General features: G+C 61.8%; 12 protein-coding genes. 3 read left to right on the top strand and 9 right to left on the bottom strand.

Annotated features, from left to right (window positions below; translation table 11 throughout):
- The first annotated feature begins 180 nt into the window (after positions 1 to 180).
- From ABR989_RS13090 to ABR989_RS13080, 3 genes are all read left to right on the top strand, one after another.
- Positions 181 to 864 carry a hypothetical protein gene (locus ABR989_RS13090; protein WP_428129245.1) on the top strand — a complete coding sequence of 228 codons (684 nt, stop codon included), beginning with the start codon at positions 181 to 183 and terminating at the stop codon, positions 862 to 864.
- The gene (locus ABR989_RS13085) at positions 861 to 1,295 is read left to right on the top strand and encodes a helix-turn-helix domain-containing protein (RefSeq protein WP_428129243.1); all 435 of its coding nucleotides are present in this window, start codon (positions 861 to 863) and stop codon (positions 1,293 to 1,295) included. The genes ABR989_RS13090 and ABR989_RS13085 overlap by 4 nt, the downstream gene beginning before the upstream one ends.
- A 252-nt stretch (positions 1,296 to 1,547) precedes the next feature.
- Positions 1,548 to 1,811 carry a hypothetical protein gene (locus tag ABR989_RS13080; RefSeq protein ID WP_428129241.1) on the top strand — a complete coding sequence of 88 codons (264 nt, stop codon included), beginning with the start codon at positions 1,548 to 1,550 and terminating at the stop codon, positions 1,809 to 1,811.
- Between the two features lie 17 nt (positions 1,812 to 1,828).
- On the opposite strand, the gene tyrS is transcribed toward ABR989_RS13080, so the two are convergent.
- The 9 genes from tyrS to ABR989_RS13035 all read right to left on the bottom strand — a co-directional run bounded on the left by tyrS (position 1,829) and on the right by ABR989_RS13035 (position 11,064).
- Positions 1,829 to 3,013, bottom strand: coding sequence for a tyrosine--tRNA ligase (tyrS, locus tag ABR989_RS13075; RefSeq protein WP_428129239.1), 1,185 nt, complete (start codon positions 3,011 to 3,013; stop codon positions 1,829 to 1,831).
- Between the two features lie 123 nt (positions 3,014 to 3,136).
- Entirely contained in the window at positions 3,137 to 3,619 is a 483-nt protein-coding gene (locus ABR989_RS13070) for a hypothetical protein (RefSeq protein ID WP_428129237.1), read from the bottom strand.
- A gap of 247 nt (positions 3,620 to 3,866) precedes the next feature.
- A complete protein-coding gene (gene pth / locus ABR989_RS13065; protein ID WP_428129234.1) occupies positions 3,867 to 4,520 on the bottom strand; it encodes an aminoacyl-tRNA hydrolase in 654 nt (217 codons plus the stop codon).
- A 14-nt stretch (positions 4,521 to 4,534) separates the two neighbouring features.
- Positions 4,535 to 5,620 carry a histidinol-phosphate transaminase gene (gene hisC / locus ABR989_RS13060; protein ID WP_428129231.1) on the bottom strand — a complete coding sequence of 362 codons (1,086 nt, stop codon included), beginning with the start codon at positions 5,618 to 5,620 and terminating at the stop codon, positions 4,535 to 4,537.
- A gap of 7 nt (positions 5,621 to 5,627) precedes the next feature.
- Entirely contained in the window at positions 5,628 to 6,671 is a 1,044-nt protein-coding gene (locus ABR989_RS13055) for a Gfo/Idh/MocA family protein (protein WP_428129228.1), read from the bottom strand.
- On the bottom strand, positions 6,668 to 7,066 hold the full coding sequence (gene cutA / locus ABR989_RS13050) for a divalent-cation tolerance protein CutA (protein ID WP_428129227.1): 399 nt from the start codon (positions 7,064 to 7,066) through the stop codon (positions 6,668 to 6,670). The genes ABR989_RS13055 and cutA overlap by 4 nt, the downstream gene beginning before the upstream one ends.
- Position 7,067: 1 nt before the next feature.
- Positions 7,068 to 7,316: a glutaredoxin family protein gene (locus tag ABR989_RS13045; protein ID WP_428129225.1), complete on the bottom strand. Its 249-nt coding sequence runs from the start codon at positions 7,314 to 7,316 to the stop codon at positions 7,068 to 7,070.
- Between the two features lie 35 nt (positions 7,317 to 7,351).
- Positions 7,352 to 8,062 (bottom strand): TIGR04282 family arsenosugar biosynthesis glycosyltransferase, encoded by a 711-nt coding sequence (locus ABR989_RS13040; RefSeq protein WP_428129224.1) that lies wholly within the window; start codon positions 8,060 to 8,062, stop codon positions 7,352 to 7,354.
- A complete protein-coding gene (locus ABR989_RS13035; RefSeq protein WP_428129222.1) occupies positions 8,059 to 11,064 on the bottom strand; it encodes an AsmA-like C-terminal domain-containing protein in 3,006 nt (1,001 codons plus the stop codon). The genes ABR989_RS13040 and ABR989_RS13035 overlap by 4 nt, the downstream gene beginning before the upstream one ends.
- Between the last annotated feature and the right edge of the window lie 32 nt (positions 11,065 to 11,096).

Raw genomic sequence — 11,096 nt, 5'->3', positions numbered from 1 at the left:
CTCGACCAACGTCGCCGGCTGCACTACTCAACTGCAGCCTCAACCTCAACCCAGATGGGCCAGATCCTCTCTTAAATCGATTGCTGACTTGTCCAAAAGGTTCTGACGACGTACAGGGCGCGCAAAGCTGGCCACAGCGAAATTGACGAATGGAAGAAGCCACTAAGGGAAGTAAGGGAATTGGCGCGCCTCGACTACGTGTGCGCCATGCGCCCGGTGCTCGATTACCGCACGTTGCGCGCCATTATCCGCGAGGCGAGGAAGATATGGCCGCAGCTGAACCGCGAACAGTTTCGGGCCGTGACGCTCAACCAGCTCGCCGCGCTTTCGTCGGACCTGCGTATCCATCTTCAGGCCACCCCTTATCGGGGACCCGAAGGCATGGCGCTACGAGGCTTTTACGTGGACAAAACCCCCGAAGCGCTGAAGCATCCGCTCATTTATCTCAACACCGCACATCATCCGGGCGCGGTCTCGACAACCTTCGTGCATGAGATAGGCCATCACGTGACGGCGAAGGTTACGGGGCACGCCGGCGACGGAGTTCATTATTACTTTAACGGTGCCCTTCGCCGTCATCTTGCCGAACCGGCGGAACTCGCGGCGGACGTGATCGTGAGCCTTGCGGCGTATCCCGAACCGCTCGCGCGCAGAATTTTCGCGACGCCGCGCGATTGGGGGTTCATCGCGGGCGCCGACAGGATTCCCGACCCGGCGTTTGCGCGGACTCGCGAGCACGTGCGGGAATTGTGCGGATTTGATTTTGGCGCTTCACTACCGCCCGGCCAGTGCTTCCATTATCTGACCGGGATGATCCACTACGCAAAACTCCGATGGGCACTACTGGCGGAATACGAACTATGAAAAAAGAAACTCTCGGTCAGGTCCTCAAACAGCGTCGCGGCGCTTATGCCTACACCCAGCGCGAACTTGCGCGCAAACTCGGGGTCAAGGCCAGCCACGTCGCCTATCTCGAAAACGGACGGCGCCGCCCTTCCCTGTCGCTGCTCTCGCGGCTGGCGGATACGCTCGCGCTCGACAAGCAGCGGCTGTTCCTGCTGGCGCATCCCGAGGCGCATTGGCTAGTCGGTAAGAATTACGAGCCTGCGCCCGCCAAACGGCAGGAAAACGCATGGAGCAAGTTTGTGCACGATCGCGGGATGCTGGCGCGTCACAAGGTGACGGATCGGGAGCTCAAGGTCCTGCAGAAGGTGAGCATGCTCGGCCGCGTGTCGGCGCCGAATCAGTTCTTGTTCATCTTGAACGCGATTCGCCAGGCGGTTGAAGAGGAATAGCCGAACTCGCGCTTCACCTCTTCAACTTTTCAACTGCCCTTTGCTGGCGGCCCGCCGATTCCCTTGAGGAATTCGCCGCGGGCAGCCATCGGGTCGCGCGCAACCGCCTTGTTGATGGCGGTCAGCCTTTGTAACCGGGCGAAACCCGCATCCTTATCTTATCATTGGGTGCAGGGGTCGCCCTTGCCGATGCCAAGCCGTTGAGGAGGCGCATGCGATGGTTTAGGCTCAGGTGATGGAAGTGTATTTTCGATGAAGATCGATATCGACCTCAAGTCCGGATTTCTGCAGAACCTCAAGCGCGAAGTGCTCGAATCGCTCAATCTCGAAGAACGCGCGATCATCGAGGTTTCCACCGGCGAGATGGGCAACAAACCCGACGCGGTCAAGCTTGGATGGCTCAAGATGCGGACCAAGGAGACCTGGACCAAGCAGCGCTACACCAAGGCTCTCGGCCGCACCATGGAAAAGCTCCGCGAAGCAGTGGCTCTGGCAGAAAAGGACAAGAGAGACTGACCGCTCGGGCGCGCCTGTCAGGGCTCAATCCGCGCCACTCGACGCTTGCCCACTTCGAGCACCTTGTGCTCGCCCGGCACGAAGCGAAAATTCACATCGGTTATCGTGCGGCCGTCCACCCGCACCGCTCCCTGGCTCACCAGGCGCCGCGCCTCGCTGGTCGAAGGCGTGAACTGTAACTGCTTCATCAGTTCGCAAATCCACAGATCCTCGGCGATTCGATACACCTGCGCGCTGGCGGGAATTTCCCGGCGCTGGAACTTGCTCTCGAAGTATTGCTCGGCGCGATTTGCGGCGCGTGCGCCGTGGTATTCGGCGACGATCGCGCGGGCGAGGCGTTTTTTCGCTTCCATCGGATGCAATCCGCCCGACTTCACCGCCGCGATCTCTTCCGGCGCGGCCTTCGTGAGCAACTCGTAGTATCGAACCATCAGTTGATCGGGCGCCGACATCAGCTTGCCGTACATGTCCTCGGGCTTGTCGGTCAGCCCGACGTAGTTTCCGTATGACTTGGACATTTTGCGCACGCCGTCGAGACCTTCGAGCAGCGGCATCGTCATCACCGCTTGCGGCGCTTGTCCGAAGTGTCTTTGCAGCTCGCGGCCAACCAGCATGTTGAACTTCTGATCGGTGCCGCCAATCTCGAGATCCGCTTCCAGCGCGACCGAATCGTAACCCTGAATCACGGGATAGAGCAGTTCGTGCAGGAACAGCGGCTCCTGCTCCGCGAGCCGCTTCTCGAAGTCGTCACGCTCCAATAGACGGGCGACGCTCACCTTCGCCGCAATTTCGATCAGGCGGCGCACGCCCATTTCATTCATCCACTCGCTGTTGAAGCGAACCTCGGTGCGCTCGCGATCGAGAATCTTGAACGCCTGTGCGCGATAGGTTTCCGCGTTGCTCTCGATCTGATCGCGCGACAGCGGCTTTCGCGTCTCGGAGCGTCCGGTGGGATCGCCGATCATCGCCGTGAAGTCGCCGACCAGGAAAATTACAGTGTGGCCCGCATCCTGAAAGTCGCGCAGCTTCTTGAGCGTCAGGCTGTGACCGAGATGCAGATCGGGCGCGGTCGGATCCATCCCGAGCTTGATCCTGAGCGGCCGGCCGAGCGCGAGTTTGGCCGCGAGCTCGGCCGGAGAAATGACCTCGCTGCTGCCCCTGGCGAGCGCGGCAGCCTGTTCATTCGCCTGATTTTCGTTCACGTTCCGATTCGTCAATTCCGTTCGCCGGAGTTCCAGTGGCCCTCAAGCGTACAGGATTATTGACGGCGCGGAATAGCCCGCCCGCCACTGCTATCGGACTCGCTGCGCGCGGATTATCCGCGATTAGCCGCTCGCCTGCCTTGTATAGTGCGCTCGCTTGCCCGCGGTCCGAATGCGGCGGCGACTGTCATGCACGCCTTGCAGCTGGCGGACGGGGATCATGCCGAGCCTCCGCAACCTTCGTTCCACCACGCCGAGTGCATGCTCGTGGAGAATGCCGACTTCGCGCAGCCGGAACTCGTGGTCCGGGAACTCCAGCCTGCCTGCCTTGCAGGCGTGCGAAAATGTGCGCCGACGCACGCCGAAGCAGGTCGGCCCGTAGAGTTCGCTGAGCAGCCACAGCGGGATCTCGTCGAGACCTCGCATGCACCATCCGATACATTGGTAGTCGTCGAATGCGTTGGCAGCCACCGTGCACGCATCCACCGGCAATTCGTCCGCCACCAACCGTCTCGTCCGTCCGCTGTGAAGCAGCTCGCGCAAGCGGAAATAAAAGCGCAGAGCTTCCTCCGCTCTTCTGAAGCGGGTCTTGTTTTCATCAAACATGGGCAGCCCCCTATTCCCCCGATGCAAAATTATGAGACCGCACGCAGCGTGTGGCCGACGGGGGCTAACCCAGGCCCCTCTCGCGTCTGCACGAATAGCGCAGCCATCCGAACGGGACGCGAAATTTACCCGCCCAACGCGACGAGGGCTCCAGTCTTTGATTGCTCTAGCGCGGCGCCAGTCGCCAAGTCAACAGAATGATTATACTATCGGACAATTTGTTATCCGCGCGGTCGCTGAACACGTTCTAGCCGCGATGATTGTAGCGATTCATTGCGGCTTCGAGTCCGTGCTCCGCGATCGCCTCGACCGCGCTCGCTGCACGCTCGAGGATCGGCGTGAGCGCCTGTCCTTCGGCGGCGGTCATTGGACGGAGCAGGTAGTCCTTGTTTTCTTCGTTCTCCGGCGGCCGGCCGATTCCTATTCTGACCCGAATGAAGTCCGTTGTTCCAAGCGACTCCGCGATTGAACGAACGCCGCGGTTGCCGGCATCGCCGCCCCCCTGTTTGATTCTGAGTCGGCCCGCTTCGAGGTCGAGTTCGTCATGCACCACGATCAGGTGCTCGGGAGCAATTTTGAAATATCCGAGCAGGTCCGAAATACATTCACCGCTTAGATTGTAAAAAGTCTGCGGCTTGACGAGTATCGCCGGCTTTCCGGCCAGCATGACTTCAGCGGTGACGCCTTTGAATCTCCGCCGGCTCATTCCGGCGCCTCTTGCTCTCGCGATTCGATCGATTGTCATGAACCCGGCGTTGTGACGCGCGCGCGAGTATTCTTCGCCGGGATTTCCCAGCCCGGCCGCTACCCATTGAATCGATGAACGCGATTCGGATTCGGACTTCTTTTCGGATTGGCGGGACGAACGGAAATTCCCGAACAGACGCTTGATCGCCGCCATCAAATTCAACCGGCTCACGTATGGATGCGGCGCTTCGATTTCGATGGAGTTGCGCGGACCAACGGCTCGAGCGCCTTGAACAGCGCGGCCATCTCGGCCGGAGTTCCAATCGAGATTCGGATAGCGTCCTGAAGCAACGGTGTTGCGAAATGCCGGACCAGGATTCCGGCCCGGCGCAACCCTCGCGTGACGGGCGCCATGTCGCGGCCCGACATCCGCGCGAGCACGAAATTCGCCTGCGACGGCGGTACCACGAAGCCAAGCTTGCGCAGCCGCGCCTCGGTCAGAGCGCGCGTCCGAATTACCTTTGCGACATTGCGGCGCATCCAACCGGAGTCGCGCAGCGCTTCGGCCCCCGCGGCGAGCGCGACCCGGCTCAAGTTGTACGAATCCTTGACCTTCAGCAGCGCGTCGATCACCGGCGGATGCGCAAAACACAGGCCCAGCCGCATCCCGGCCAGCGAATAGGACTTCGACAGGGTGCGCAGAACTACAACGTTGCGATGGCGCCGGACCAGGCCGAGCGCGTTCTCTTCGGCAAAGTCCGCGTACGCTTCGTCGATCACGAGCAATCTGCCGTCCAGGCGTTTTGCCAGCACGCCCAGGCTGCGGGTGGGAGTCGAGCTACCCGACGGCGAATTGGGACTGCACACGATCGTGAGATTGGCGCGCGCCTGCGCCAGCGCGTCGAGCGGCAGCTCGAAGTCGGCGCCGACCGGACAGTGAATGATTCGCGCCTCCTGCACCAGCGCCAACGTGTCGTACAGCGAATACGTCGGAACCGGATATGCCACAGTGTCGCCGCTTCCGAGCGTCGCACGAAACACCATCGCGAGCAGTTCGTCCGAGCCGTTGCCCGCCATGATCATGCTTTGCGGTATCGAGTAGATTCGCGAGGCGCTCGCCACGAATTCATCGGCGCGCGGCGCCGGATACAGGCGGATCGCCGAACCTGCCATCGCTTTCGCAACCGCGCGGCGCACCCGCGGCGACGGCGGATACGGGTTTTCATTGGTGTTGAGCTTGATTAAGCGTTGGCCCGGGCGCGGCTGCTCGCCGGGCCGGTACGCCGCCATCTTTTTGATCGATTCGCGAAACATGTGTGAATTATGAATCGAGCGGCAGCTTGATTCGACTCCCGGTCCGCGACGAACGATAGCAAGCCTCGACCGCCTCGACCGCGCGCAGTCCGTCGTTCCCGTCGGGCGAAGGTTTCACCCGGCCTTGAATCGCACCCACGAAGTTTGCCGCGAGCTCGCGAAACGGAGCGAGCAGATCGCGTGGATCGAAACGACTCATCACGTCGCCGCGCGAGAACCCCGGCGCCGGACTGCCGTCGGCCTTCAGAATCGAGATGTCCTGGCGTGGATAACCCGCCATCGCCCTGCCCTCGCTTGCGTAAATCTCGATTGCCGACAACGGCGGCATGCTGCTCCAACTCGCCTCGACCACGCCGATCGCACCCGACTTGAACTGGATAATCATCGCGCCCGTGTCCTCGACTTCGATCTGTTTGGCCAGGATGCAAACCTGTCCCGACACGGAATCGATCTCGCCCATGATCCAGATTGCAAGATCGGCGACATGAACGCCAAGATCGAGCATCGCGCCGCCACCTGCTTCCGAAGCCGTCGTGAACCACTTCTGTCCCGGCGCCCAGGACTCGGGTCCGCCATGCGAAAGGCGCGCGCGAATGAAATGAGGTCTGCCAATCGCCCCGCTCGTGACGGCGTCCTTGATAGCGCGCTCGATTCCGCCGAAGCGCTGCTGCATCGCGACCATCAGCACCCGCCGAGCCTTCGCCGCCGCATCGACCATCGTGCGCGCCGCGGCGGCAGTCGGCGCCATCGGCTTTTCCACGAGGACGTGCGCGCCCGCGCTGAGCGCCTTTACAGTAAATTCGCAATGCAAATAATTCGGCGTGAAGATTCCGACCGCGTCGGGACGCTCGCGCGCCAACATCTCGTCGAAATCGGAATAGACGTTCGGCCGGCCTGCGTCACCCGGCCAAATCGCCCGTGCAACGCGCTCGGCCTTGTCAGCGGTGCGGCTCTGTATCGCGATGATTTGGGCGTCGGCGATGCTCCGGAGCGCCGGGATGTGCGCGCGTTCGGTAATCGCGCCGGCGCCGGCAATCGCAATCTTGATCATTGGGAACCTCCGCGAAGATTCGTTGCGCGTTTCGGCGGACCCTTCTTCGCAGGTGCGCGGGGCGGGCCGGTCGATTCAAGCACCCACTTGACGTACGGGGGCGAGCCGCGATCCGCATTCAACGCCAGGACTTCCGGCATCTCGTAGGTATGCAACTCGCGCACACGCTTCTCCAGTTTGATGTAAAGAGTGGCGCGGGTCTTCGCAATCAGCAGGTATTCGCGATCGTCTTCGACCGCATCGCGCCATCGATAAATGGATCGAATCGGTCCGACGATGTTGACGCAGGCCGCCAGCCTTTCGCCCACCAGCACACGCGCGATGGAGACCGCCTGCTCCTCGCTGCCCGTGGTCACGAGCACCGCCTTCAGACGATGCGGCGTTCGAAGCGGCATCTCAGCCACGCACCTCGCGTGCCAGGCGTTTGTGCAACTCGCCGGGAGTGCATCGATACTTGAACGCCTTGCGATCGTTCACGAACAGAACCGGCACTTCGACTCCGAAGCGCGCCTCGAGGCCGGGGTCGCCGTCGATCTCGATCCGCTGGAGACGCGCGTCGAATTTCGGAAGTTCGGCCGTAATCGTCTCTTCCATCTCCCGGCACAACTCGCAGTCGTTGCGTGTGTAGAGAATCAGCTCAATCATGAATCGGCGGTCGTCTTGCCGCGCATCGGGGTACTCTAGCGATCGTGGCGCAGGACTCCAAGCTGATCGAGAACGGACTCGGTCGCGGGGCATGGCGACGCGCCCCCGCGATGGCGCGCTCCCGCCAACAATCGCAGATGCGCCGCCAGCAGCATCACGTCGGCCCATCGATCGACGTCATACCAAGCCGGACCCAGCGCGTACCGAATGCCGGCGCGTTTGAGACGCTTTACGGTTGAATCGAACACGCCGCCGCTGCCCCATCGGATCGCGGTGAAGATCGGGGGCATCGCGCCGCGCACGCCGAGTGCGTAGTAGCCGCCATCGAGACTCGGCGCGATCAGAACCCGGCTGCGGCGAAGGGCGCCGAGGCTGGCCGCCAGCAGCGCACCCGGAAGCGAGGGCGTATCGGTGCCGATTAGCAGCGCGCCGGAAGATGAAAATGGTTCGAGCGCCCGCGCCATCCGCTTGCCCAACGACCCGTCTCCTTGATCGATCAGTTCGGCGCCGAATCGCCGCGCGAGCCGCCGGAAGTATTTGCTGCGCTCGACACCACCCGCTGCACTCGCCGCGATAATGATCCGGGAGGGGCCGATCGAGACTGCCTTGGCGAGCGCGTCGCGAATGAACGCGTCGGACAATGCTGCCGCGGCTGCGGCCGTCATTGCTCCGATCAACCGGGTCTTGGCCTGACGCGCGACGGGCTCACGGCAAAATACGATCAGCGCTGGCCGCGACGGGCTCACTTGATCGTGTTCGGACGAATGATATTTATCGGCATCCCGAGGGTTTTCTTGACGAACTCCGCCACCGACGTGATTGGCTTCGGCGTGATCGACGGGTCGCTCACCGGGCCGCTCACGTGGAAGTACGCCGCGACCAGTTTACCCGTGCCCGCACCGATGCGTTCTCCGATCAGTGGAATGTGGTTCAACACCCAATCCACCGTGTCGAACGGAAACATGCCAACCTGCATGTCGAGCGCGCCCGTGCCGAACTGAACGCTGCCGTTCGCCGTGACATCCATCACTGGGCCCCGCAGCACGAAATTATCCGTGTAGAAGAGCCCCCTCTCGCCCTTGAAATCGGCGATGAGCGTTTTGAACGGGACGCCATTGACACGCGGGTCAGGAATTTGCGCGCTCAGCCAATTCTTGATGTCGATAAAACTGAGCAGGCGCGAAAGCAGCGTAAACTTGTTGAGGGTTCCGTCTCTGACCGTCACCGACATGTCGCCGGCCAGAGTTTCGAAGAAGTTTGTGTCGGTGTTGGCCCACAGATCGATCGCGAGAAAAAGATGACCCAGCAACGGCGACTGCTTGTTCTTGCCGCCCAGCATGAAGAGCGGCGCAGGGTCCATGTCGGTGGCGCTGCCCGTCATGTGGATCCAGTTGTCCGGAGCACGGCCGGTGAGATCGAGCTTCATCTTTCCGCGATAAGCGGTCGCGCTCATGTTATAAACGTGCCAATCGCTGGCCGGGCCGCGCGTAAAATCGGTCTTGATGTCGCTCATCTGAAAGGCGCCGAGATTTCCCGCCCGCACTTCGATATGCCCGCTGCAAGGAACCGGAAAATGGATCGGCGGCGTGGCCGGCGACCACGGCATCCGCACAAAGTTCATCACCTCGAGATCGAGTTTCTGCACGGTAGCGTCGATTCGAATCGATGGATGCGTGTAGTCGGGTACGGTGATGCGGAAATTGATCGCCTGGTCCTCGAGCTTCGAGCCCGGCATCGACAAAAGCAGCTGCTTGTGACCCATCGTGAGCGTCGCACCTTGAACCACGATTGGTGAACGCAGGAAGTTGAATTTCACGCCGCCCTTTGCGAGCGTCAGCTTGCCCTCGGGTATCATGGCGCCGGGAATGGCGGGGTCGCTGTTGACAACGACTTTGCCGCCAATCGGCCCGCTCGCCGCGAAGTCGGACGGATCGACCAGCACCGCCAACCACGTTTCCGACGGAAAATCATGAAGTTCCAGCGTCAGATCATGCACGGCGATGCCCTGCTTTGCGAAATTCACGGCGCCGTCCAGCGTCGCATCGCCGCCGGTCGCCGCCAGCATCAGATGGTCGAGCTTGATTGAACCCGGATCGATGGTGACGGTGCCGCGTGAAACCTTGAGCGGTCCGGGCGAACCCTTGATAGTGAGAACGGCGCCGACGGCGTCGGCGCGGACCTGATAGTCGCTGGGCGCAGCCAGGGTCGTCGTGCCCAGCTTTCCAGATGCGGTAGCAGCCATTTCGACGCGGCCGCTCAGACGTTCGAGACGCTCGCGTTCCTTCAGTTGATATAACTCGAGCGACTTGGCGATGGCCGGATAGAGCTCGGCGAGGTCTGCATCCACCTTCACGCTGGTCTTATAGTCCGCGCCCTCGATTCCGTTGCCGAGGTCGGCGTTGGCGACGAGGTCGTGGATCGCAGAGTTTCCAAACTTCGCGGTGCCTTGCGAGATCGTGAGCAAGCCTTTCGAGTAATCAAGCTGGGCACTCAGATTTTCGACCGGCGGCAGCTTCGTATCCGTTGGAATTCTGAAACCGACGTCTTCGATGGTCGCGCTGACCACCAGATTTTTGCGAATCGCATCGAGCGGCGCCGTCTTAATCTCGTCGAGGGCGCCGGTGAGCGTCGCGGCGCCAACGGTGACCTTGCCGGGATTGAGCCGGTGGAGCATATCCACGAGGTCGGCGCGCAGATGGCGGACCGACAGCAGTTTCTGTTTGAGCGCAGCGGCGTCGAAATGAAACCCGCCGACGTGGATTCCCAGCTCCGGTTTCTCGCTTTGAGGCTTGCGCAGCTCGGTTTCGCCGGAAAGCACCGCCATGTTTACGTGGCGCAAAACGATCTGCGTGACGGCATACTTGCCGCCGGTGATGTCGAAGCCGGCATGGAGCGAGTAGTCGCCCAGATCGACTGGCGCGGCGAGCCGCTGGCTCTTGAGCAGCAGCTTCTGCACACCCGCGTCGGTCACGCCGGTCATCGAACCATCGTCATGAAGTGAGAACTTGAGGCTGCCCTGTATTGCGCCGGCCAATCTGAAACCCTCCGCCTCGATTCCTTCCAGCGGTACGTCCCAGGTCCACAACTGCCCATGCGCAAATTCGCCGGGCTGCGAATGTTTCCCGGTGCCAAGACTGATCTTCCCGCTTATCTGCGCTCCGGAAACGGGCGATCCAAGTACCGAGCCGCTGAACCCGAGCAGCCATAGGAAAGGCTCTCGGTGGGTGCGGTACGCGACGATTCCAACATGGTGGGCAAGCTCGGCGCCGTCGGCGTAGCGCACCGTGGCGTCGATCGTGTCGATGCGCCACGCGATCTGCGTCAGCGCGTGCAGCACGTCTTGCAGCGCACTTATGGTTTGCGCCCCCGGACGCGGCACGGAGATCGCGGTCGCATCGGAAGAGGCTACAGGCAGCGTGATTTCGGGACTGGTCGCGGTCAGCCGATAGAGTGGAAGCCCGCTGCGGACGAAAATCGAATGGTACGAGACGAGGGCGCGGAGCGACTTCAGCTTGACGATTTCATGCCCGTTGGCGATGACCTGCGGCTGGTCGAGGACGACTGTCAGGTGAGTGCCGAGATGAACGGAGCTGGCGCGCGGGATGATATCGACGCCGGTGCGGTTGCGGACCGAGGCCAGAACGTAACCGACGATGCGCGACTGGTTGACTGCGATCAGCGCCGCCGAAGCGCCGAGTACGACTGCCACGATGAGCGCGATAAGCGCGGCGATTCGGACGAGTCTCATGATTGCCGTGACGCGATCCGCACGTCCGCTGT

The sequence above is a fragment of the Binatus soli (SeqCode) genome (assembly GCF_050015535.1).
GTDB classification, from domain to species: domain Bacteria; phylum Desulfobacterota; class Binatia; order Binatales; family Binataceae; genus Binatus; species Binatus soli.
Note: the sequence above shows the minus strand (reverse complement) of the source record. Positions and strands in the feature narration are given on the sequence as shown.

Coding starts and splice junctions, on each gene's coding strand:
- ABR989_RS13055 (WP_428129228.1), bottom strand. CDS start 6,671: ATGATCAAGATTGCGATTGCCGGCGCCGGCGCGATTACCGAACGCGCG.
- ABR989_RS13045 (WP_428129225.1), bottom strand. CDS start 7,316: ATGATTGAGCTGATTCTCTACACACGCAACGACTGCGAGTTGTGCCGG.
- cutA (WP_428129227.1), bottom strand. CDS start 7,066: ATGCCGCTTCGAACGCCGCATCGTCTGAAGGCGGTGCTCGTGACCACG.
- ABR989_RS13070 (WP_428129237.1), bottom strand. CDS start 3,619: ATGTTTGATGAAAACAAGACCCGCTTCAGAAGAGCGGAGGAAGCTCTG.
- ABR989_RS13035 (WP_428129222.1), bottom strand. CDS start 11,064: ATGAGACTCGTCCGAATCGCCGCGCTTATCGCGCTCATCGTGGCAGTC.
- ABR989_RS13080 (WP_428129241.1), top strand. CDS start 1,548: ATGAAGATCGATATCGACCTCAAGTCCGGATTTCTGCAGAACCTCAAG.
- ABR989_RS13085 (WP_428129243.1), top strand. CDS start 861: ATGAAAAAAGAAACTCTCGGTCAGGTCCTCAAACAGCGTCGCGGCGCT.
- hisC (WP_428129231.1), bottom strand. CDS start 5,620: ATGTTTCGCGAATCGATCAAAAAGATGGCGGCGTACCGGCCCGGCGAG.
- pth (WP_428129234.1), bottom strand. CDS start 4,520: ATGGCGGCGATCAAGCGTCTGTTCGGGAATTTCCGTTCGTCCCGCCAA.